The sequence below is a fragment of the Promicromonospora sp. NPDC060204 genome, assembly GCF_042728455.1.
Taxonomy (GTDB): Bacteria; Actinomycetota; Actinomycetes; order Actinomycetales; family Cellulomonadaceae; genus Promicromonospora.
In genome coordinates this window covers 1-21,121 of record NZ_JBHWZO010000097.1, presented here as the reverse complement: position 1 = coordinate 21,121, position 21,121 = coordinate 1, and the positions used below count along the sequence as shown (strand labels likewise).

Genomic DNA, 21,121 nt, shown 5'->3' with positions numbered 1-21,121 from the left:
AGGCAGGTCTGTTTGGCAGCAGGTGCATGGTCGTCAGGCGGTGGGTCATTCGACGGGTCGTCCGGCGCTGGGTTGGTCGACGGGTCGGCGGGCGGCGGGGCGTTCGCCCGCGGCCGTCAGCCGACGGCCGCGGCGCCGGCCTGCCGGTTGCGGTCGCGGCCCGGCGGCGTGCCGAACAGGCGGCGGTACTCCCGGTTGAACTGGGCCGCGCTCTCGTAGCCGACGTCGAACGCGACCCGGGTGACGCTCGTGTTCCGCGACGCGAGCATCTGGCGCGCGGTGGCCAGCCGGAGCTGCTTCTGGAACTGGAGCGGACTCGACCCGGTCACCGCGCGGAACGTGCGGTGGAACGCGGAGACGCTCAGGCCTGCGCGCCGGGCGAGGTCCTCGACGCGGAGCGGCTCGGCGGCGTTGTCCCGGATCCACTGCACCACGGCGCTGACTCGCGTGAGCTTGCTGCCGGCCAGCCCGAGCTGCCGCACGGTGTCGCCCTGCGGTCCCGTGACCAGCAGCCAGAGGATCTCCCGCTGCACCATCGGTCCGAGCACCGCGAGGTCGCGCGGTCTGTCGAGCAGGCGGATCAGCCGTCCGACGGCGTCCAGCAGCTCGGCCGGCGCCCGGCTCGTCGCCAGCGCGGGGACGGCGGGGCCGAGCCCCGGGCCGGGCGCGCCGAGCAGGCCCGAACCGCGAGCGGTTTCGGTTGGTGCGGCGTCCGGCGACGCCGCTGCCGGGGACCCGGTGCTCGCCGACGCGCTTCCCGCCGCCCCGGCTCCCGCCGCCGCAGCCCCCGCCGACAGCAGCAGCTCCGCGATCGCCGGCGCGGTCAGCGTCATCCCGAAGCCCAGGGCCGGGGCCTGCTCGCTCGCCTGCGTGAACCGCCCGATGACCGGCAGGTCGATCGACGTGACCAGGTACTCGCCGGGCCCGTACACGACGGTCTCGGCGCCCAGCCGCAGCTCCTTGGTGCCCTGCATGATGAGCGCGAACGTGGTGCCCGTCGTGGCGGCCTCCGGGTCGCCCGGCCGCGTCTCGCGCGAGAGGAACACCCCGGGCAGCGGCTCGCTGGTGCCGGCGGGCGCCCGTCGGTCCATGAGCGCGCGCAGCTCGTCGAGGTCCATGCCGCCCACCTTCCTCCTCCGACGACGCTCCGGCCCCGCGCAACACCCCTGCGAGCAGGATCAGGCAAGAACGCGCGAGGAACGCTATCACCATCGAGGCCCGCCACCGCCTTGACTTGTCGAGGAGTCAGGGCCGCACCGTCCCGACCCGAGCGAGTCCACCAGAAGCACTATCCGGCAAGCAGTCGAGACAATCAGAGAACGAGGCAGACATGTCGATCACCATCGTCGTCGGGGCCAGCTCCGGCATCGGGCAGGCCGCCGCGATCCGCGCCGCGGAGGGCGGCTCCGGCGTCGTCGTCACCTACAACGCGAACCGGGACGGCGCGCTGGAGACCGTCGAACGCATCGAGGAGGCCGGCGGCACCGCCGTAGCGCTCCCGCTCGACGTGGGCGACAGCGCCACGTTCCCGGCGTTCCGGGCCGCCGTCGAGCGGGCGCTGGCCGAGACCTGGGGCGCGCGGACCGTCACGGGCCTGGTCAACAACGCCGGCTACGGCGGCGGCACCCTGTTCGCGGACACCACCGAGAAGCAGCTCGACGACTTCTACCGGGTCATCTTCAAGGGTCCCTACCTGGTGACGCAGACCCTGCTGCCGCTGATCGAGGACGGCGGCGCGATCGTGAACACCGCCAGCAGCTCCGCCGGCACCGCCGGGCTGTCCGAGGGGTACTCGGCCTACGGGTCGATGAAGGGCGCCGTCGTCGTGCTGACCCGCTACCTCGCCAAGGAGCTGGGCGCGCGCGGCATCCGCGTGAACTCGGTGTCCCCGGGGCCCACGCGCACCCCGTTCGCCGGTGGCGCGTTCGAGGAGTACCCCGAGGTCACGGCGCAGCTCGTCGGCCGCACCGTGCTGGGCCGCCTCGGCGAGCCCGACGACGCCGGCTCCGCCATCGCGTTCCTCCTGTCCGACGGCGCCCGCTGGATCACCGCGCAGGACATCGAGGTGACCGGCGGCTTCAACCTGTAGGCGGATCAACCCGCAGGCGGATCGACCTGTGAGCGGTTCAGCCCGTAGCCCGTGCGGGCGGCGCGCCTGTCGCTAGGGTCGGACCATGCGGTTTCGACCGATGCCCGAGGTGTCGGCCTGGACCCACACCGGGGTCCGGGCCGGCTTCGAGGTGCTGTTCGTCCGGCCGACGGCGGACGGGCTGGTGCTGCGCGGGCACACCACCGCCGCCGAGGGCGCCGAGGCGTGGTCGGTCGGGTACCGGATCGACGTCGACCACCGGTGGCGCACCCGCGAGGTCCGGATCGAGGCGTTGACGGCCGCCGAGACCCTCCGCGTCACCCTTGAACGAGCCGACCTCACGGAGGCGGACAACCCGGCGGGCGGAGCGCGCTGGCTCGTCGACGGCGTACCCGACGACCGGTTCGACGACTGCGTCGACGTGGACCTCGAGTCGTCCGCCGTGACGAACACGCTGCCGGTGCACCGGATCGACCTGCGGCCCGGGCGGGCCAGCGCCGCGCCCGCGCTGTTCGTCCGGGCCGGCGACCTCTCAGTCGAGCCGATCGATCAGGAGTACCGGCTCCGGGAGCACACTCCCGACGTGCTCAGCCTCGACTACACCTCGGCGACCTTCGACTTCGCCTGCGTGCTCACCTTCGACCCCTCCGGGCTGGTGCTGGAGTACCCGGGCATCGCCGTCCGCGAGCGCTGACCGGACGGGTGCGTCATTCACCCGGCCCGCCGTGTATCGTTTCGGCCGCTACAGGCCTCTGACCTGGGATAACATCCCTCTCGGCCCGAAACGCGAGTTCCAAAATGTCCTAGTATGCGCGATGATGGCCCCGCCACCTATCACCAGGGGAATATCGTGACCGCGACCGCCTCCGGGGCCACCGCAGCACCGCCCGACGTACCCACGTCCACGCCCGCCCTCGTCGCCTGCGACGTCGACGGGACCCTCGTCCGCACCGGCCGCCGGGCCACCCCCGCCGTCGTCGAGGCGCTCGCGGCGGTGCGTGCCGCCGGGCACCACCTCGTGATCGCCACCGGCCGGTCGCTGTCGGGCGCGGTGCAGGTGGTGCGGCAGCTCGGGGTCCGCGAGGGCTGGGTGGTCGCGGCGAACGGGGCCGTGACCGCACGCCTGGACCCGGACGGCTACTCGGTGGTCGAGGTGCGGACCGTGGCGGCCGAGCCCGTGGTCCGGCTGGTCACGCGCATCCGGCCGGACCTCCGGCTCGCGGCCGAGGTGGTCGGCACCGGGTACCGCGTCACCCGGCGGTTCCCCGAGCAGCAGCTCCACGGGCACCAGGAGGTGCTGCGCCAGGTCGAGGACATCTGGGCGCGGCCGACGCCGCGCCTGGTCGTGTACGGGCAGTGGGCCCAGCGCCTCGCTCCGGCGCTGCGTGCGTCCGGGGTCACCGCGATCCCCGCCCGCGTGGACTGGGTGGACGTCACCGCCCCCGGCGTCAGCGCGGCGATCGCGCTGGAGAGCATCCGCGTGGAGCTCGGCGTCGCGCCGTCGCGGACCCTGGCGGTCGGCGACGGGGAGAACGACCTGGAGATGTTCGCCTGGGCGGCCGTGTCGATCGCCATGGGGCATGCGCCCGCCACCGTCCGCGCCGCCGCCCACCGTGTCACGGGCACCGTGGAGCAGGACGGCGCGGCGTCGGCGCTGCGCGACGCGCTCCTGCTGTCGGCGGCCTGACCTGCCCGAACGGTAGCGCGGCCCGTCCGCCGACCGATTGAACCGAAACGTTAGGCCCTCTACCATCAGGCCAGCAGCCCGCCGCGGAAGCCGGTCCGGGGCGGTCAGGGGAGTCGGGGGCACAGTGCCAGTCGCAGCGCTCAGCAGCGGGGATCCGCGCGAGGTCGGTCCGTACGTGCTCGAGGGGCGCCTCGGCGCGGGTGGCATGGGGAGCGTGTACCTGGGCCGCCCGCGCACCGGACGGCCCGTGGCGGTCAAGGTCATCCACCCCGACCTGGCGGGCGACGCCGAGTTCCGCACGCGCTTCCGGCGCGAGGTCGCCGCGGCGCGGCGGGTCGGCGGCTTCTGGGCGGCGCAGGTGGTCGACGCCGACCCCGACGCCGAGCGGCCGTGGATGGCCACCGCCTACGTGGCGGGCCCCTCGCTGCAGGACGCGGTGGACCAGGAGGGCGCGATGCCTCTGTCGGTGGTCCGCACCCTGGGCGCCACCCTCGCCGAGGCCCTGAGCGCCATCCACGACCAGGGCCTGGTGCACCGCGACCTCAAGCCGTCCAACATCCTGCTGGCCGACGACGGCCCCCGGGTCGTGGACTTCGGCATCGCGCTGGAGCGGGACGCGACCTCCCTGACCCGGCAGGGCTCGATCGGCACGGCGCCCTACATGTCGCCGGAGCAGGTGCGCGGCCTGGACATCACCCCGGCGTCCGACGTCTTCGCGCTCGGTTCGGTGCTGGGCTTCGCCTGCACGGGGCGCAGCCCGTTCGGCGGCGGCGCGGCCGAGGACGTCGCCCGGCGCGTGGTCCACGACGAGCCGGACCTGACCGGTGTGCCGTCGGGCATCCGCGACCTGGTGGGGTCCTGCCTCGCGAAGGAGCCGGAGGAGCGCCCCGCGCTGTCCGACGTCGTGGACCGGCTCGCCACGGGTACCAACAGCTGGGAGCTGCCCGCCGGCGTCGTCGCGATGATCGCGGAACGCAGCGCCGAGGTGGGCGGGGCCGAGGCGGGCGTGGTGTCGGTGGCCCGGCACGACCCCGCGGCCACCGAGCGGGTCGGCGACCCGGGCACGCGGCGCGGGGACGTGCTGGCGGGCGGCGGGGCGCAGGCCGCCGGCGCCGTGCCGGCGGGCGGGCCCGACGACGCCCCGGCCCGGCCCTGGTGGCGGACCCCGGCGGCGAGGTGGTCCGGCATCGGGGTGGCGGCCGTGGCCGTCGGCACGGTCGCCGCCGTCGCCGTCGCGGGTGTGCTGACCCCCGACGGCGGGACGCCGGACGCCGGGCCGTCGCCGTCGGTCGGCAACATGCAGCTCACCGTGCCGGACGAGGAGCACGAGGTCACGTTCGAGGTGACGGCCACGGGCACGGACGCGGCCACCACGGAGGTGGGCGTGCGCTACGACGGGCGCCTCGGCCCGTCCGGCTTCGGGGACTCGTTCCGCAGCGCCGAGGACGTGATGGAGATGGACCCCGACAAGCTGTATACCCAGATCGAGCTCCCGTGGAGCAGGACGATCACCGCCAACGGCACGGTCGACGGGGCGAACATCACGCTGTCCGCCGAGGCCGGCTGGCGTGACCGGATGGCCATGCTGACCACCGACACGGACGTCGCGGTCTCCTGCCGCATCCTGATCGACGGCGAGGTGGTCGCCGAGGAGGCCGGGCAGGTGAACGTGGGCTGCATGCTCCTGCCCCCGGAGATCCAGGCGCAGATGGACGAGATGCGCGAGAACAGCGAGAAGCTGGCCAAGGAGCAGACCAAGGAGCAGCAGGAGCGGCTGGACGACATGCCCGAGCCCGGCACCCCTGAGTTCCAGGAGTACCTGGACAACCTGCTGGGCAAGGCCGGCCAGACCCAGGAGGGCAACGGCTGATGCGCCGCGTCGCACGGCTGCCCGAGGTGCGCCCGTGATCGAGGCACTCCGGGCGGACGACCCCGCCCAGGCAGGCCCGTACCGCCTCCTGGGCCGGCTCGCCGCCGGCGGCATGGGCCAGGTCTACGTGGGCCGCTCGCGCGGCGGGCGCGTCGTCGCGGTCAAGGTGATCCACCCGGGCCTGGCGCAGGGTGACGAGTTCCGTGTCCGGTTCGCCCGGGAGGTCGAGGCAGCCCAGGCGGTCGGCGGCTACCACACGGCCGAGGTGGTCGACGCCGACGCGTACGCCGACCGGCCCTGGATGGCCACCGCCTACGTGCCCGGCCCGTCGCTGCACGAGGTGGTGCAGCGCGGCGGCGTGCTCGACGTCGAGGCGGTCCGGGCGCTCGGCGCGGGGCTGGTGGGCGGCCTGGAGGCGATCCACGCCGCGGGCCTGGTGCACCGGGACCTCAAGCCCGCCAACGTGCTCCTGACGGCCGACGGCCCGCGGGTCATCGACTTCGGCATCGCGCGCGCCGTCGACGCGACGTCGGTGACGACGTCGGGCGACGTGCTCGGCACCGCCGCCTACATGTCGCCCGAGCAGGTGCGCGGACGGGAGGCCGAACCGCCGTCGGACGTGTTCGCCCTGGGGTGCGTGCTGCACTTCGCGGCCACGGGGCGCTCGCCGTTCGGCGGCGGCCCCACCGAGGCGGTCGTCTACCGCGTCGTGCACGAGGACGTCGACCTCGGCGAGGTGCCCGAGGAGCTGCGCGGGCTGATCGCGGACTGCCTCGCCAAGGACGCGGCCGACCGGCCGACGACGGCGCAGGTGCTCGACCGCCTCCGGCCGGCTTCGGGCGCCGGGGCCGGTGCTGCTGCGGTCGCGGGCGCGGTGGCGCCGTGGCGGCTGCCGACCGGCGTCGGCCCGCTGGTCGCGGAGCGCGCGCAGGAGCTCAAGGACCTGCAGACGTGGGAGGCGCCCGCGGTCACCGAGGTGGTCCGGGCGCCGGTCCTGGAGGGCGTCGAGGACGCCGTCGACACGGGCGACCGCGCGGGCACGAGCACGGGAGCGGGAGCGGGGCCCGGCGGTGCCCGGGTCGGTGGGCGTGGCGCGGGCCGGCGCCGGCGGTGGTGGGCACTCGCGGCGGCCGGGGCCGCCGCGGTGGCCGGCGGCGTGTGGTGGTTCGCGGCGCAGGATGCCACCCCCGCCGACGCCGTGGCGAGCGGCTTCTACAGCCTGTCCGGCGAGCACCTGGGCGCCGGACCCGTGGACGCGCCGCACAGCGTGGAGCTCGAGATCGTGACCCCCCGGGACGGCGAGGTGCTGACCGTGACCTACAACGCCACGGTCGTCACCTCGGACGACGAGGGCACCCAGCAGGGGCAGCAGGGCAACGGCGACGGCTTCACGGTGGTGACGCCGTGGACGGGCACCATCCCCGTCGAGTCGAAGCTCCTGTCGCTGACCGTCGCCGCGGAGGGCGACGGCGCGGACGACATCACCTGCCGGATCGGGCTGGACGGCGAGCCGGCCGCCGAGGCGACCGACTCCCGCAGCGTGGCGTGCGGGGTCCCCGTCGACATGTCGACCATCCTGGACGGGCTGTTCTGACCCTGCCGTTCCGGACCACCGAGAGGACACCGACCATGGAGCTGGAACCGCTGGGCGACCGCGATCCCCGCGAGCTGGGCCCCTACCACCTGCGGGGCCGACTCCGGGTCGGCCGGTTGGGCCCGGCCTACCTCGGCCGGTCGGCGGACGGGCTGTTCGCCGAGGTGACCGTGGTCGGCGAACAGATCGCGTGGGACCCGCAGGTCCTCGCGCTCCTGACCGAGGGCGCGGACGGCGCACGACGGCTCCGCGCCGACCACGTGCAGCGCGTGCGCGACGCCGACCTGGCCGCGCGCACCCCGTGGATCGCCGCCGACTTCCTGCCCGGGCCCTCGCTCCGCGAGGCCGTCGAGGCGCACGGCCCGCTCCCGGCCGCCGCCGTGCGGAGCCTGGCCGTGGCGCTCGCGGACGCCCTGGCCGCCGTCCACGGCTCCGGCCAGGTGCACCGCGGCCTCGACCCGTCCTCCGTGGTCCTCACCGCGGACGGCCCGGTGGTGACCGGGCTCGGCCTCGCCCGCGCGCTGGAGGCCGTCACGGTCACGCTCCCGCGGCTCGTGCCGGACGCCGTCGCCTATCTGGCCCCGGAGGTGGCGCGCGGCCTGGAGCCCGGGTCGCCCGCCGACGTCTTCGGCATCGGCGCCGTGCTCACGTACGCCGTGACGGGGCGCGGGCCGTTCGGCTCCGGCGCCTCCGGGGAGCTGGCCCGCCGTATGCGGGACGACGAGCCCGACCTCACGGGCCTGCCGGACGACCTGGTCGAGCCGGTGGCCGCCGCCGTCCGCGCGAACCCCGGGGAGCGGCCCACCCTCGCGGCGTTGCGCCGGCGGCTGGCGGCCGGGTCTCCGGGTGCGTGGGTGCTGCCCGCCGGGCTGACCGGCGACCTCGCGCAGTGGGCGGTGCTGGGCCGGGGCCGGTCGGCGCCGCTGGCGCCCGCGATCCCCGCGGAGCCGACGGCGCGGATCACGCCGGTGGCGCCCGTGGCGAGGCCGGCGCGGAGCGGGTCCGGTCCCAGCGCGGCCGGGGCGCTGGACGCGACGGAGCAGCTCGACACGGCCGGGCCGGACGCGACGGAACAGCTGGACACGGCCAGGCTGGACGCGACCGAGACGTCGGCGCTGACGAAGCAGCTGGACACGGCACGGCTGGACGTCCCGCCCGGCGACGCCGGCACCGCTGCCGCCGCTGTCGCCGCCGGCGGTTCCGCCGAGACCGGTCCCGCCGTGGTCGGGCACTCGTCCGGTCCCACCGCCTCCGGTGCGCCAGCGCAGCCGGTGTCGATCCTGCCCCGGGGCGCCCAGGACGACCGGTCGGCGTCGGGCTCCGGCCGGAGCGCCGGCGGCGGTGCGGGACCGGGCTCTCGGACCTCCCTGGCGCTCATGATCGCCGTCGGCGTGGCGGTGGCGGCCCTGGTGTTCGCGGCGGTCACGCTCTTGCTGTAGCGCGGCCCGCCCCAGCCGTGTCGGCGCTGGCCAGCCGGGCCGAGAGCCCCGCGACCGCGAGGCACGCGACGACGGGGACGGTCAGGGGCCAGCCCGCGACGTCGGCGTCCCAGCGCCCGCCGCCCAGGATCCCGACGATCCCGGCCAGGACCGCCACGCCGAGCGCGCCGCCGAGCTGGTTGGTGACGAACAGGATCGTGGTGCCCGGCGCGATGCGCGCGGGCGGCAGCGCGCGGTAGATCGACGAGACGGTCGGGCTGCCGACCGAGCCGATGCCCAGCCCCACGACCAGGCCGAGCACGGCGTACAGGGCGGTTCGGGCGGCGCCGTCGAGCATCCCGGCCAGCGGGTAGCCCGCGAAGCCGACGGCGGCGACGCCGGCCCCGACCCGCACGAGCAGGCCGGTGCTGACCGAGTCCGAGAGCCGGCCCGTGAGCGGCATCGCGATGAGGGTGCCGAGGCCGTAGGGCGCCACCAGCAGGCCCGCCGCCGCGGGCGAGAGGCCGCCGACCGACTGGAAGAGCTGAGGCAGTCCGAAGAACGCGGGGTACACGGCCGCGCCGAGCAGGGCCATCACGCCGACGGCGGCGCCGTAGCCGCGGGCGGAGAAGGTGCCGAGGTCGACGATCGCCGTCGTGCCGCGGCGTCGGGCCCACCGCACGAAGGCGAGCAGGGCGAGCGCGCCGCCCACGACGAGCGCGACCGCGAGCGGGTCGACGCCGTCTGGCGCGGCCGCGCGGGAGAACCCGGCGAGCAGGGCCGTCGTGCCGGCCGAGAGCAGCAGGAGCCCCCCGAGGTCGAGGGCCGCCGGGGCGCGCTCGTCGTCCCGGACCACGAGCAGCGACACGACCCACAGGGCCGCCGCGGCCACGGCGATGACGCCGAACACCGCCCGCCAGCCGACCGCGCCGACCAGGAAGCCGCCGGTCACGGGGCCGAGCAGCGGCCCGATCGACATGGCGGCCGCCGCGGAGCCCATGACGCGGCCCATCCGGGCCGGGTCGACGGCGCGCGCCAGGGCCGTCAGCATGATCGGCTCCAGGGCCCCGGCCCCCAGGCCCTGCACGACGCGGGCCACCACGAGCACCGGGAACGTCGGGGCGAGGGCGGAGGCGGCCAGGCCGACGGCGAACAGGCCGAGCGCGACCAGCCAGGTGGCGCGCGTGCCGAAGCGGGTGGTGGCCCAGCCGGACAGGGGGATCGCCACGCCCGCCGCGAGCAGCGCGACCGTGGCGACCCAGGACGCGTCGGCCTCGGAGACCCGCAGGTCGTCCGCGAGGTCGGGCACGGCGACGCCGACGACCGTGGTGGACAGCAGGGCCAGGACGCCGCCCGCCACGAGGACCGTCGCGAGGGCGCCCAGCCGGGGCGCGGGCACAGGTGTGGACTCAGCAGTTCGCTGAACTGAACTCATGAGTTCACTATATGCACCTCGCCGGTACAGCGGTCAAGGTAGGATCTGCGTAATGAGTACGCACACGGACGAGGGGACGGCCGCCCGACGGCGGGGTGGGGCGCGCCCGGACAAGCGCCGCGCGATCCTCGACGCGGCGCTGCTGGTCTTCGCGCGGGACGGCTTCGCCGACGCGTCCGTCGACGAGATCGCCCGCGACGCGGGCGTGGCCAAGCCGACGGTCTACAACCACTTCGGCGACAAGCGCACGCTCTTCCTCGAGGTGATCACCGAGTACGCCGCGCGGTCGGGGGAGCGGGTGTCGCGGATCGTCGACTCGATCGACGTGGACACCGACGACCTGCGCGCCGAGCTGGAGCGGCTCGGGGCGTCGATCGTCGCGTGCGTCACGGACGCCGAGGGGGCGGCGGTGATCCGGCTGCAGTTCGCCGAGTCGCCGCGGTTCGGCGACGCCGTCGACTCCGTCCGCGACGCCGGGCGGGACCGCACCCTGGACCGCCTGGCGGGCAAGTTCGGCCAGTTCGCCGCGACGGGGCGCCTGCACACCGACAACCCGGCGCGGGCCGCCCGGCACTTCATGGCGCTGGTGCAGGACGAGGTGCTCACGCGCAGCGCGTACGGGGCGCGCCCGATCGACCCAGCCGAGGCCGTGGGGCCGGTCAACGCCGGTGTCGACACGTTCCTGGCGGCGTTCGGGCCGCGCGGCTGACCCGAAAGTTCGGCACCCCGGGGGTTACGCGGTGCCGTAGCGGGCGACGGTCGTCGCCACGGCCTCGTCCACGGCGTTCTCGACCTCGGCCGGCGTCGGGTCCCAGCCCACCACCATGAGCCGGGGCCAGAACGCGTAGCTGCCGATCATGCCCAGGAAGTTCGTCGCTGCCATGAGCGTGTCGTCGACGCGCGCCGCGCCGGCGTCGTGCTCGGCCTGGAGGTAGTGCTGGACCGCCCGGAAGAACGGCATCTTCCCGGTCTCGAACTGGGTGTCGGCGATCTGCGGGAACCGCGGCATCTCGGCGATCACCATCCGGTACAGGCCCACCATCTCGGGGCGGGACATGAGGGCGGCGTAGCGGCGCCCGTACACCCGCAGGCCGCGCGCGAGGTCGCCTGGCTCCGGTGTCGTGCGGTCGTCGTCGGTTGCGTCCCACTGTTGCGTCACCACCGCCTCGAACAGGGCGGCCTTGGTGGGGAACTGCTTGAAGAGCGTGGCCTTGGAGACCTCGGCGTCCTGCGCCACCCGGGCCAGCGACGCGCCCGCGTAGCCGTGGGCCATGAACAGGCGGGTGGCGGCGTCGATGATCGCGGTCCGCTTCTGCTCCGCGAGCTGCTGGTGGTACACGCCCGTCCCTGTCGCCATGCGTCCATCATGCCGGAACCTGCGAGGTGAGTCGCTTGACTCGCAACCATCGCCCGACGTACCGTCGTCGTCGTTGCGAGTCGAGTGACTCGCAACTCGACGAGAGGACACGCCGTGCGGCGATTCGAGAACAAGACGGTCCTGGTCACGGGTGCGGGCGGCGGCATGGGCGTCAGCCACGTGCGCGCCTTCCACGCGGAGGGTGCCCATGTGGTGATCGGGGACCGGAACCCGGAGCGCGGGGCCGGCCTGGCGGCCGAGCTGGGGGAGCGGGCCCTGGCGGTCACCCTCGACGTGCGCGACGAGCGGCAGTGGACCGACGCCGTGGCGGCGGCCGAGGAGCGGTTCGGGCCGGTGTCGGTGCTGGTGAACAACGCGGGCGTGCCGCAGGCCGCCGCGACGGTGGAACACACCGAGCTGGCCGACTGGCAGCGCCAGCTCGACATCAACGTGACCGGCCAGTTCCTCGGGATCCGCGCCGTCACGCCGTCGATGCGGCGCGGCGGGGGCGGCTCGATCGTGAACATCGCCTCGTCCATGGCGAACACCGCCACGCCGTACTTCGCGGCCTACACCACGAGCAAGTGGGCGCTGCGCGGCCTGACCCGGACGGCGGCCATGGAGCTGGGCCGCGATGGGATCCGGGTGAACTCGGTCCACCCCGGCGCGGTCGCCACCGCGTTCATCACCGAGCCGGCGGCGCCCGGAGCGACGCCCGTCGCGGCCGTCTACACGCCCGACCCGTTCGCGATCCCGCGCGTCGGGCAGCCCGAGGACGTGACCCGGCTGACGCTGTTCGTGGCCTCCGAGGACGCCGCGTACGCCACCGGGTCGGAATTCGTGGTGGACGGCGGGCTGCTGCTGGGGCCGGCTCTGCGGTACGACGCCGTGGACGCCCCGGGGGCTGAGGACGCCGCAGCGCGTCACGAGGGTGAGGCGGCCTGATGGACGCGGCGGTGCGCCGGGCGGTCGAGATCACGCCGGCCGCGACGACCCGGCAGCGGATCGTCGACATCACGACGACGGGGCGGCGCACCGGCCTGCCCCGGCGGATCGAGATCTTCTTCTACCACGTGGCCGGCCGCACGTACCTGTGCAGCGGGACGGTCGACCGGCCGAGCTGGTACGTGAACCTGGTGGCCGAGCCGGCCCTCACCTTCCACCTCAAGCGCGGCGTGCGGGCGGACCTGCGGGCGACCGCCCGGCCCGTCACCGAGGACGCGGAGCGGCGCGCGGTGCTCACCGAGATCGTCGCCGACCTCAACCAGCCGGCCAACCCCGGCCACCTGGCCCAGCCGGTCGACCTGGAGGACTGGGTGCGCCGGTGCCGCCTGGTCGAGGTGAGCTTCCTCGACTGAGCGGTGCCGGCTGTCCGGCGGCGGGCCTCCGGCGCGGGCTTCCGGCGTCGGGCGTCGGGCGTCGGGCTGGGGATGCGAGCGGGACCGTCGTCCCTTAGGAATGACCTTGCGCGGAGCAACGGCCCTGCGCAGGCCGGGCGACCAGGCCGCACCGGGCGGCATCGACAGCGGCATCGACTGTGGCATCGACGACGGGCACGGGAGGTCGCGGGCACGTGAGGGTATCCGTCTTCACGCCGAGTCATGCGCCGGGGTATCTCGACGACTGCTACCGCAGCGTCGTCGCCCAGACGTACCGCGACTGGGAGTGGATCGTCCTGCTCAACGGCGACGCCCGCTGGGAACCGCCGGAGCCGGACCCGCGGATCAGGGTCCTGCGCGGGGAAGCCACCGGTCTCGTGGGCGCGATCAAGCGCGAGGCGTGCGCGCTCGCGACCGGTGAGATCCTCCTCGAGCTCGACCACGACGACGTCCTGGCGCCGCGCTGCCTGGCCGAGGTGGTCGACGCGTTCGACCGGCACCGGGACGCGGTGCTCGTGTACTCCGACTTCGCGCAGATCAACGCGGACGGCTCGCCCAACTTCGACACCTTCAACCCGGCGATGGGCTGGGAGTACGCGCCCGCGAACGTCAACCAGATGCTCGTGAACCGTTGCCGGGCGCTCGCGCCCAGCCCGCACAACGTCGGCTACATCTGGTACGCCCCGAACCACGTGCGCGCCTTCCGGCGCTCGGCGTACGACCGGGTGGGCGGGTACGACGCGTCGCTGGAGGTGCTCGACGACCAGGACCTGATGATGCGCCTGTACGAGGTCGGCGACTTCCACCACGTCGACGCCTGCCTGTACCTGCAGCGCATCCACGACGGGAACACGCAGCGCGAGGGACGGATCAACAAGCTGATCCAGCGCGAGACCGTGGAGCGCTACCACCGCGGCATCGCCGGGCTCGCGGTGGCCTGGGCCAAGCGGGCCGGGCTGGCGTCGATCGACCTGCACACGGCGCAGTGGTCGGCGCGGACGCTCGTCCCCGGCGCGGACGACCTCGGGATCGACGCGGACTACCCGGTGCTGCCGTACGGCGACGGGGAGGTGGGGGTGATCGTCGCGACCGAGCTGCTGCAGCGGATCCCGGACCGGTACGCGTTCTTCACCGAGTGCCACCGGGTGCTCGCGCACGGGGGACTGGTGCTGACGACGACGCCGAGCACCGACGGGCGCGGCGCCTTCCAGGACCCGACGCACGTGGCCTGGTGGAACGAGAACAGCTTCTGGTACCTCACCCAGGCCCCGCTGCGCGAACGGGCGTTCCCGGGCAGCGCACACCTGCGGTTCCAGGTCGGCGGCCTGCGCACATACTTCCCGACGGAGTTCGACCGCACCCACAAGATCTCCTACGTGGGCGCCCAGCTCGTGGCGGTCAAGGACGGCCCCCGCCAGGGCGGTCCGCTGCTCTGCTGACGGTGTGCTGACGGTTTACTGACGGGCCGGCCGGCTCAGCGGGTGACCTGCTGGACGTTGACGCTGCCGACGAACCCGCTCAGGTTCGTGGTGCCGTGGGTGACGGCGCGGTTGCCGTTGAAGAGCTGGAGCGTGCCGCCCGTGGTCGAGAGGGTGATGGTGTTGCTGACGTAGCCGTCCACACTCGACAGGGTCGCCGTCGTCGACCGGATCCGGGACCCGGGGACCTCGGTGCCGCTGAGGACGAGGTAGGCCGAGACGACCTCGCTGGCGGCACCCGCGAGGTCGCCGACGGCGTCCGCGGACCAGGAGTAGGTGACGACGTAGGTGCCCGCGGGCAGCGTGATCGCGCCGCCGTTGAGCGCCACGCCGGTGCCGTAGGTGGCGCCGGCCGTGGTCAGGGGCACCACCGTGTTCGCGTTCTGCCCCGCCGTCGACGTGGTGTAGAAGTACCCGCCGTTCGCGGGCGCGGCGGCGCCCTGGGCGCCCTGCGTCCCGTTGGCGCCCTGTGGCCCGGCGGGACCCTGCGCACCGGTCGCCCCCTGTGGCCCGACGGCGCCCTGCGGGCCCGCGGGGCCCTGCGCACCCGCGGTCCCGGTCGCGCCTTGGGCGCCGGCCGTGCCCGGCGTGCCGGTCGCGCCCTGGGTGCCCGTTGCCCCCTGCACGCCCTGGGGCCCCTGCGGGCCGGCGGGACCCTGTGGTCCCGTGGGACCCGTGAGGCCCTGGGGTCCGGTGGGGCCTTGCACGCCGGTGGCGCCCTGGGCTCCGGTGGTGCCCTGGGCGCCTGGGGTGCCTTGCGGGCCTGTTGCTCCCTGCGCGCCCGGTGTGCCCTGCGGACCTGCGGCGCCTTGCGCGCCGGTCGCGCCTTGCGTGCCCGGTGTGCCCTGCGGTCCGACGGCGCCCTGTGTGCCGGTTGCGCCCTGGGTGCCGACGGGACCTTGTGTGCCGGTCGCGCCCTGGGTTCCAGTGAGGCCCTGCGGACCGATCGGGCCCTGTGTTCCGGCTGTGCCCTGGGTGCCTTGGGGACCCTGTGCGCCAGTGGCTCCGGACGTGCCCTGTGGCCCTGTCTGGCCCTGGGCACCCGCCGTGCCCTGGGGACCTGTGGCACCTTGCGAGCCGGTAGCTCCTTGTGTGCCTGGTGCGCCGTCGACGCCGTCGGTGCCCTGAGGGCCCTGTGGCCCGGCGGGCCCCTGCACTCCCTGGGGTCCGGCAGCGCCCTGAGGCCCGGTAGGACCTTGAGCGCCGTCGGCGCCCTGCGAACCGTCGGCTCCGTCAGCCCCGTCCGCGCCTTGCGGTCCGGTCGCGCCATCAGCACCCTGGGCGCCCGTGGCGCCGTCTGCTCCGGTCGCGCCTTGGGCCCCGTCGGCGCCCTGTGAACCTGCCGCTCCCTGCGGGCCTGTTGCGCCCTGTGCGCCGTCGGTTCCGTCACTGCCGTCTGCGCCTTGCGGTCCGGTCGCGCCATCAGCACCCTGGGCGCCCGTGGCGCCGTCTGCTCCGGCCGCGCCTTGGGCCCCGTCGGCTCCCTGCGGGCCGTCGGTTCCGTCAGTGCCGTCCGAGCCTTGCGCTCCGTCCGACCCCTGCGCTCCGTCTGCCCCCTGCGGTCCGGTCGTGCCCTGTGGTCCGATCACGCCGTCAGTTCCGGGGGCGCCCTGGGCGCCCGTCTGTCCCTCCGGACCGACACTGCCCTGAGGGCCCTGGGGTCCGGCCGGTCCTTGCACGCCCGCAGGTCCGCCCGTGCCCGACGCGCCCTGTGGACCGGTCGGTCCTTGCGCACCGGTCGCGCCCTGAGCGCCGTCCGCACCCGATGCTCCCTGCGCGCCGGTCGCGCCTTGCGGGCCGTCGGCACCGTCTGATCCGTCAAGGCCCTGCGGTCCGGCCGCACCCTGTGCGCCCTGTGCCCCGTCCGAGCCTTGGGCGCCTGTTGCGCCCTGTGCGCCGTCGGTCCCGTCCGTGCCGTCCGCGCCCTGAGCTCCGGTCGCACCGTCGGACCCCTGCGGTCCTTGAGCACCGTCGGTCCCGTCCGCGCCCTGCGGGCCTGCGGCGCCTTCCGCTCCTTGTGCGCCGGTCTCGCCCTCGGGCCCGACGTCACCCTGAGGCCCCTGCGGTCCTGCCAGTCCCTGTGCGCCCACGGGTCCGTCCGCGCCCGAAGCGCCTTGGGGGCCGGTGGGTCCTTGCGGGCCGTCGGCCCCCTGGGAGCCTTGTGCGCCGTCGGCGCCCTGCGCGCCGTCCGCGCCCTGAGGGCCGGTTGAACCGTCAGCACCGTCAGCGCCCTGCGCACCGTCAGCGCCTTGTGCGCCGTCAGCTCCGTTTGCGCCCTGCGGCCCTGTCTCGCCGTCCGCTCCTTGGGGCCCCTGCGGACCGGCCGGTCCTTGTACGCCCTCCGGACCGTCAGCTCCTGAAGCGCCCCGTGCTCCGGCAGGGCCCTGCGGACCGTCGGCTCCGTCAGCACCCTGCGCGCCCGTGGCGCCATCGGCACCGTCGGCACCACTAGCGCCTTGAGATCCGGTGGCGCCCTGCGCGCCGTCGGCTCCCTGCGGGCCTGTCTCGCCCTGCGCGCCGGCCTCGCCCGCAGACCCCGTGCTGCCCTGGGGACCTTGCGGGCCGGCCGGTCCCTGCGCGCCTTCGGGCCCTTCCGAGCCTGCTGCACCCTGAGGCCCGGCAGGCCCCTGCGCGCCGTCTGCTCCCTGTGCCCCGTCCGCTCCCTGCGCTCCGGTCGCTCCGTCCGCACCCTGCGCTCCGTCAGCGCCGTCGCTGCCGTCAGCACCCTGCGGTCCCGTCGCGCCGTCGGAACCGTCTGCACCCGCAGCACCCTGCACACCCGCGGGACCCTGCTGCCCGGCAGGTCCCTGCGCCCCGTCGGCTCCTTGTGCACCGGTTGCGCCATGGGCGCCGTCCACGCCGTCGACACCGTCCGTGCCGTCGGCTCCCTGCGCGCCCTCCTGGCCAGCAGGCCCCTGGGCTCCGTCGGCTCCCTGCGCCCCAGTCGCGCCGTCCGCGCCGTCGGCACCTGGAGCGCCCTGTGGGCCGACAATGCCCATCGGCCCGGCGGGTCCCTGGGCTCCGTCGACACCGTCCGCCCCGTCCGTGCCGTCTGCACCATCAGTGCCGTCCACACCATCGGTGCCGTCGACGCCGTCCGTGCCATCGACCCCGTTCGCGCCCGGCTCGCCGTCGGCACCGTCCGGGCCGCGCGCGCCGTCTTCACCCCGGGGGCCGGGCGGGCCGCCGGGGCCCGGGACTCCCCGTGCGCCGTCCGCTCCCTGCGGGCCGACGGGGCCGGTGCGCCCTGTCTCGCCGGGTTCACCGGTCGTGTCCTCGAGGTCGCCGAACACCGGGCCGCGCACTCCCGGGGGCTGCTGGCCCGCCCAGGGGTTGTCCGGGCCGCTCGCGGCATCGGCGTCGGCTCCGAGGCGGCCGCCGGCGAGGAAGAGCACCGCGGTCGCGCCCACCGTCAGGGTGGTGCGACCCGCTCTCCGGTACCAGGTCACGAAGCCTCTCCGCCGACGAGCCCGATGGTGCCGTCGTCGGTCAGCTTCTTCGACTCGTCCTTCTCCGGTGAGAAGACCTCGACCTGGAAAGCGGCGTTCTGGAACGAGAAATAGGTCGAGAGGGGGCGGTCGTCGAACACGGCGATGACCGCACCACTCTTGCTGTGCTCGACGGTCGCGAGATCCTCGTCGGCGGACTTCAGGCCGTCGTATCCCGAGATTGCCTCATAGGTGGCGACGGTGAGGTATTTGTCGGGGTCGCCTGCTTTCGCATTCTGCGGCAGATAACGGACAAAAGTTCCGCTGTTGGCGGTGAGGGTCAGCTCGATCTTGGTGTCAGGGATCTCTCCCGCCCAGTACAAGGGGTAATGGTTCGCCGAGACCTGTTCGAGGGTCTGCGCCGACACCACGGTCGGCACCCCGACCCTGATGTCTTCGGCAGCGGCAATGGCAGCGGAAGCGGCCTGATCGGCGCTGTTCGCCTGCGCGCCCCGGATCGACCAGCTCCCGACCGCGACGGCGACGAGCAGGACGACGGCGACCAGGGCTACGAGTGTGACCTTCGCTGGTGTTCGCAAGGAAAGACCGCCTGAGGTGTCGGGTTTGATGAAAAATCCTCGTCCCATGTCACACCAGGGAGGTGATCGTCGCAATTCATCCACAGCCGATACGCCGGTTGTGTCGTTAGTTGACGCCTATGAGGTAAATCCGGTGATATTGGATGGCGCACTCCCCGGTTTTCGGCGGCCTGTGGACAAAGCCTTCTCTCGCCGCGCCCGCGGCGCACTCGTGAGCCAGGATGTCGGCATGGCGCATGCTCCCTCGCACGGCTCGGCGGGCCCTGCCGCGCCGAAGACCACGTTCTTCCTGGTCATGATCCTGGTCTCGGCGCTGCTCGCCACGCTGGCCGGGCTGTGGCTGCTCTGGCCGAACGCCGGCGACGTGCCCGACCGGGTGCCGAACCGGGCCGAGGGCACGTCCTTCGTGGACGTCACGATCGCGGGCCCCGCGGACCCGGCCACGGGGAGCATCCCGGTGGAGCTGGCCGACGGCGGGGCCTCCCGGATGCAGTCGCCCGGTCCGTCGGTCCCGCTCGCCGAGGGCGACCGCATCACAGCCGTGGACATCTCCGGAGTCGCGCAGCCCGGCGTCGACCCGCTCGTGTTCATGGACTTCCAGCGCGAGCTGCCGATCGCGCTGCTCGCCGTCGTCTACGCGCTGGTGGTGCTGCTCGTGGCGCGGTGGCGCGGGCTGGCGGCGATGGCCGGGCTGGGGATCGCGTTCGTGGTACTCCTCGGCTTCACCATGCCGGCCCTGCTCGCGGGGCAGAACGCGTTCGGCGTGGCGCTCGTGACGTCGTCGCTGATCATGTTCGTCACCCTGTACCTGGCGCACGGGTTGTCGGCGCGCACCTCGACGGCGCTGCTGGGCACGCTGGTGGGCCTCGCGCTGACGGCGGGGATCGCCGCCTGGGCGTCGAGCGCCGCGCAGATCACCGGCACCTCCGACGAGGCCTCTGCCTTCCTGCCGTCCAGCGCGCCCCTCGCCGACCTGCGCGGGATCGCGCTGTGCGGCATCGTCCTGGCCGGCCTGGGCGTGCTGAACGACGTGACCATCACACAGGCCTCGGCGGTGTGGGAGCTGCGCGCCGTCGCGCCGACCGCGACCCGGGCGGAGCTCTTCACGAGCGCCATGCGGATCGGCCGCGACCACATCGCCTCGACCGTCTACACGATCGCGTTCGCCTACGTGGGCGCCGCACTGCCGCTGCTCATGATCGTCTGGCTCGTGGACCAGTCGCCGCTCACCGCCCTGACCTCGGGCGAGATCGCTGAGGAGGTGGTGCGCACCCTTGTGGGCTCGATCGGCCTTGTGCTCGCCATCCCCGTGACCACCGCGATCGCCACCCTCACCGTCCCGGGGCCGACGACGGGCCTCGTGGGCGACGCCGGCCTCGAGCCGTCGTCGGACCCCGAGCTGATGGCGCCCGTCTCGGAGGCGTGGGCCGCGCAGGCCCGGGCGTCGGAGTCCTGAACTACGGAGACCTGAACCGCGGTGTCACACACGGCGGGCAGACTGGTCCTGAGGAGAGGACGCACGATGCGCGCAGTGGTGTACGACGAGTTCGGCGGGCCCGACGTGCTGCACCTCGGTGAGGTCCCGGAGCCGGAGGCAGGCCCGGGGCAGGTCCGGGTCCGGGTCGAGGCGGTGGGCCTCAATGCCTTCGACGGCAAGGTCCGTTCGGGAGCCATGGAGCCCGTGTTCCGGACCCGCCTCCCGGCGGTGCCGGGGCTGGAGGTCGTCGGCGTCGTCGACCAGGTGGGGGCGGACGTCGCCGGGGTCGCCCCGGGTGACCGGGTCACCGGGTGGACCAGTCGGGGCGCCGCGGAGCTGGCCCTCCTGAAGCGGTGGGCCCCGGTGCCCGACGGGCTCGCCGTGACGCAGGCGGCCGCGCTGCCCGTGGTGGGCGAGGCCGCCCGGCGGGCGTTGCGCATCCTCGGCCCGCAGCCGGGGGAGACCCTGCTGGTGCACGGGGCCAGCGGCGGCATCGGCGGGCTGGTGACCCAGCTCGCCGTAGCGGCGGGCGTGCGCGTGATCGGCACGGCGTCGCCCGCCAACCAGGGGCGGGTCGCGGCCTACGGGGCGACGCCCACGACGTACGGCGCCGGGCTCGTCGGGCGGGTCCGCGGGCTCACGCCCGTCGTCGACGCCGTGTTGGACACCTCCGGAGCCGGTGTGCTGCCGGACAGCATCGAGCTGCGGCGCGGCACCGACCGCGTGCTGACCCTCACCGACCCGGCGGCGCACGACCTCGGCGTGGAGTTCAACGAGCGGTCCGAGCCCTCGGCCGCCGAACTCGCGGACCTCGTCGGTCTCGTGCTGCGCGGCGAGGTGGCCGTGCCGGTCGCACACGTGCTGCCGCTCGCGGAGGCGGCGCGGGGGCAGGAGCTGGTCGACGGCGGGCACGCCGGCGGCAAGGTCGTGCTCGTGCCCTGACCTGGCGGTTCACCCGTAGTGACCAATGCGGTAGTTTGGGTCACTACGGAGGTGCGCATGCCCAGACCGACCATCCCGGACCGCCGGGAGACCCTGCTCGACGTCGCCGAACGGCTCGTGCTCGACCGCGGCTTCGACGCGATGTCGATGCAGTCCGTGGCGGACGCCGCGGGGGTGAGCAAGGGCGGCGTCTACCGCGAGTTCGCGGGCAAGCACGAGCTGCTCGACGCCGTCCTGCTGCGCTCCACCACCCGGCTCGGCGCACGGGTGGACGAGCTCACGGCGCACCTGCCGCGCCCGGTCGCGCTGAGCGCGCTCTACCGCGCGGGCGTCGAGGCGCTGCTGGCCGACCCGCTGATGTCGGCAGC

19 protein-coding genes are annotated in these 21,121 nt (G+C 74.6%); 14 read left to right on the top strand and 5 right to left on the bottom strand.

Annotated elements, in window-relative coordinates; translation table 11 throughout:
• Nucleotides 1–116: 116 nt before the first annotated feature.
• A complete protein-coding gene (locus ACFWEJ_RS14245; RefSeq protein ID WP_377229854.1) occupies nt 117–1,118 on the bottom strand; it encodes an AraC family transcriptional regulator N-terminal domain-containing protein in 1,002 nt (333 codons plus the stop codon).
• Nucleotides 1,119–1,330: 212 nt separating this feature from the next.
• On the opposite strand from ACFWEJ_RS14245, the gene ACFWEJ_RS14240 reads away from it, so the two are divergent.
• From ACFWEJ_RS14240 to ACFWEJ_RS14215, 6 genes are all read left to right on the top strand, one after another.
• Entirely contained in the window at nt 1,331–2,089 is a 759-nt protein-coding gene (locus ACFWEJ_RS14240) for an SDR family NAD(P)-dependent oxidoreductase (RefSeq protein ID WP_377229853.1), read from the top strand.
• Nucleotides 2,090–2,174: 85 nt separating this feature from the next.
• The gene (locus tag ACFWEJ_RS14235) at nt 2,175–2,783 is read left to right on the top strand and encodes a putative glycolipid-binding domain-containing protein (protein WP_377229852.1); all 609 of its coding nucleotides are present in this window, start codon (nt 2,175–2,177) and stop codon (nt 2,781–2,783) included.
• A gap of 156 nt (nt 2,784–2,939) precedes the next feature.
• The gene (locus ACFWEJ_RS14230; RefSeq protein ID WP_377229851.1) at nt 2,940–3,776 is read left to right on the top strand and encodes an HAD family hydrolase; all 837 of its coding nucleotides are present in this window, start codon (nt 2,940–2,942) and stop codon (nt 3,774–3,776) included.
• A 124-nt stretch (nt 3,777–3,900) separates the two neighbouring features.
• Nucleotides 3,901–5,646: a serine/threonine-protein kinase gene (locus ACFWEJ_RS14225; protein ID WP_377229850.1), complete on the top strand. Its 1,746-nt coding sequence runs from the start codon at nt 3,901–3,903 to the stop codon at nt 5,644–5,646.
• Nucleotides 5,647–5,680: 34 nt separating this feature from the next.
• The gene (locus tag ACFWEJ_RS14220) at nt 5,681–7,240 is read left to right on the top strand and encodes a serine/threonine-protein kinase (RefSeq protein ID WP_377229849.1); all 1,560 of its coding nucleotides are present in this window, start codon (nt 5,681–5,683) and stop codon (nt 7,238–7,240) included.
• Between the two features lie 35 nt (nt 7,241–7,275).
• Nucleotides 7,276–8,679, top strand: coding sequence for a serine/threonine protein kinase (locus ACFWEJ_RS14215; protein ID WP_377229848.1), 1,404 nt, complete (start codon nt 7,276–7,278; stop codon nt 8,677–8,679).
• Here ACFWEJ_RS14215 and ACFWEJ_RS14210 read toward each other — a convergent pair.
• Complete coding sequence (locus tag ACFWEJ_RS14210; RefSeq protein ID WP_377229847.1) at nt 8,663–10,093, bottom strand: DHA2 family efflux MFS transporter permease subunit; 1,431 nt, start codon at nt 10,091–10,093, stop codon at nt 8,663–8,665. The genes ACFWEJ_RS14215 and ACFWEJ_RS14210 overlap by 17 nt on opposite strands.
• Before the next feature lie 52 nt (nt 10,094–10,145).
• Here ACFWEJ_RS14210 and ACFWEJ_RS14205 point away from each other — a divergent pair, with 52 nt between their 5' ends.
• Complete coding sequence (locus tag ACFWEJ_RS14205) at nt 10,146–10,802, top strand: TetR/AcrR family transcriptional regulator (RefSeq protein ID WP_377229846.1); 657 nt, start codon at nt 10,146–10,148, stop codon at nt 10,800–10,802.
• A 24-nt stretch (nt 10,803–10,826) separates the two neighbouring features.
• Here the strand turns inward: ACFWEJ_RS14205 and ACFWEJ_RS14200 are convergent, their stop codons facing one another.
• Nucleotides 10,827–11,450, bottom strand: coding sequence for a TetR/AcrR family transcriptional regulator (locus tag ACFWEJ_RS14200; protein ID WP_377229845.1), 624 nt, complete (start codon nt 11,448–11,450; stop codon nt 10,827–10,829).
• A gap of 114 nt (nt 11,451–11,564) precedes the next feature.
• On the opposite strand from ACFWEJ_RS14200, the gene ACFWEJ_RS14195 reads away from it, so the two are divergent.
• The 3 genes from ACFWEJ_RS14195 (at nt 11,565) to ACFWEJ_RS14185 (ending at nt 14,268) form a co-directional block, all read left to right on the top strand.
• Nucleotides 11,565–12,395 (top strand): SDR family NAD(P)-dependent oxidoreductase, encoded by an 831-nt coding sequence (locus ACFWEJ_RS14195; protein WP_377229844.1) that lies wholly within the window; start codon nt 11,565–11,567, stop codon nt 12,393–12,395.
• Nucleotides 12,395–12,808, top strand: a complete 414-nt coding sequence (locus ACFWEJ_RS14190) for a nitroreductase/quinone reductase family protein (protein WP_377229843.1) — start codon at nt 12,395–12,397, stop codon at nt 12,806–12,808. Before ACFWEJ_RS14195 ends, ACFWEJ_RS14190 begins: the two co-directional genes overlap by 1 nt.
• Nucleotides 12,809–13,023: 215 nt before the next feature.
• A complete protein-coding gene (locus ACFWEJ_RS14185; protein WP_377229842.1) occupies nt 13,024–14,268 on the top strand; it encodes a glycosyltransferase in 1,245 nt (414 codons plus the stop codon).
• 35 nt (nt 14,269–14,303) lie between these two features.
• Here ACFWEJ_RS14185 and ACFWEJ_RS14180 read toward each other — a convergent pair whose 3' ends face one another.
• A complete protein-coding gene (locus ACFWEJ_RS14180; protein ID WP_377229841.1) occupies nt 14,304–14,933 on the bottom strand; it encodes a hypothetical protein in 630 nt (209 codons plus the stop codon).
• A gap of 1,830 nt (nt 14,934–16,763) precedes the next feature.
• Between ACFWEJ_RS14180 and ACFWEJ_RS14175 the strand changes: the two genes are divergently transcribed.
• A complete protein-coding gene (locus ACFWEJ_RS14175) occupies nt 16,764–17,870 on the top strand; it encodes a hypothetical protein (RefSeq protein ID WP_377229840.1) in 1,107 nt (368 codons plus the stop codon).
• On the opposite strand, the gene ACFWEJ_RS14170 is transcribed toward ACFWEJ_RS14175, so the two are convergent.
• Nucleotides 17,753–18,382 (bottom strand): hypothetical protein, encoded by a 630-nt coding sequence (locus tag ACFWEJ_RS14170; protein ID WP_377229839.1) that lies wholly within the window; start codon nt 18,380–18,382, stop codon nt 17,753–17,755. The genes ACFWEJ_RS14175 and ACFWEJ_RS14170 overlap by 118 nt on opposite strands.
• 181 nt (nt 18,383–18,563) lie before the next feature.
• Between ACFWEJ_RS14170 and ACFWEJ_RS14165 the strand changes: the two genes are divergently transcribed.
• The 3 genes from ACFWEJ_RS14165 to ACFWEJ_RS14155 form a co-directional block, all read left to right on the top strand.
• Nucleotides 18,564–19,790 carry a YibE/F family protein gene (locus tag ACFWEJ_RS14165; protein ID WP_377229838.1) on the top strand — a complete coding sequence of 409 codons (1,227 nt, stop codon included), beginning with the start codon at nt 18,564–18,566 and terminating at the stop codon, nt 19,788–19,790.
• A 66-nt stretch (nt 19,791–19,856) separates the two neighbouring features.
• The gene (locus ACFWEJ_RS14160; RefSeq protein WP_377229837.1) at nt 19,857–20,753 is read left to right on the top strand and encodes an NADP-dependent oxidoreductase; all 897 of its coding nucleotides are present in this window, start codon (nt 19,857–19,859) and stop codon (nt 20,751–20,753) included.
• 57 nt (nt 20,754–20,810) lie between these two features.
• A partial coding sequence (locus ACFWEJ_RS14155; protein ID WP_377229836.1) for a TetR/AcrR family transcriptional regulator occupies nt 20,811–21,121 on the top strand: 311 nt, incomplete at its 3' end.

What these genes read in the sequence shown, in the direction of transcription:
- ACFWEJ_RS14245 (WP_377229854.1), bottom strand. Translation starts at nt 1,118, where the DNA reads ATGGACCTCGACGAGCTGCGCGCGCTCATGGACCGACGGGCGCCCGCC.
- ACFWEJ_RS14235 (WP_377229852.1), top strand. Translation starts at nt 2,175, where the DNA reads ATGCGGTTTCGACCGATGCCCGAGGTGTCGGCCTGGACCCACACCGGG.
- ACFWEJ_RS14210 (WP_377229847.1), bottom strand. Translation starts at nt 10,093, where the DNA reads ATGAGTTCAGTTCAGCGAACTGCTGAGTCCACACCTGTGCCCGCGCCC.
- ACFWEJ_RS14170 (WP_377229839.1), bottom strand. Translation starts at nt 18,382, where the DNA reads ATGGGACGAGGATTTTTCATCAAACCCGACACCTCAGGCGGTCTTTCC.
- ACFWEJ_RS14190 (WP_377229843.1), top strand. Translation starts at nt 12,395, where the DNA reads ATGGACGCGGCGGTGCGCCGGGCGGTCGAGATCACGCCGGCCGCGACG.
- ACFWEJ_RS14160 (WP_377229837.1), top strand. Translation starts at nt 19,857, where the DNA reads ATGCGCGCAGTGGTGTACGACGAGTTCGGCGGGCCCGACGTGCTGCAC.
- ACFWEJ_RS14215 (WP_377229848.1), top strand. Translation starts at nt 7,276, where the DNA reads ATGGAGCTGGAACCGCTGGGCGACCGCGATCCCCGCGAGCTGGGCCCC.
- ACFWEJ_RS14240 (WP_377229853.1), top strand. Translation starts at nt 1,331, where the DNA reads ATGTCGATCACCATCGTCGTCGGGGCCAGCTCCGGCATCGGGCAGGCC.
- ACFWEJ_RS14165 (WP_377229838.1), top strand. Translation starts at nt 18,564, where the DNA reads ATGGCGCATGCTCCCTCGCACGGCTCGGCGGGCCCTGCCGCGCCGAAG.
- ACFWEJ_RS14200 (WP_377229845.1), bottom strand. Translation starts at nt 11,450, where the DNA reads ATGGCGACAGGGACGGGCGTGTACCACCAGCAGCTCGCGGAGCAGAAG.
- ACFWEJ_RS14205 (WP_377229846.1), top strand. Translation starts at nt 10,146, where the DNA reads ATGAGTACGCACACGGACGAGGGGACGGCCGCCCGACGGCGGGGTGGG.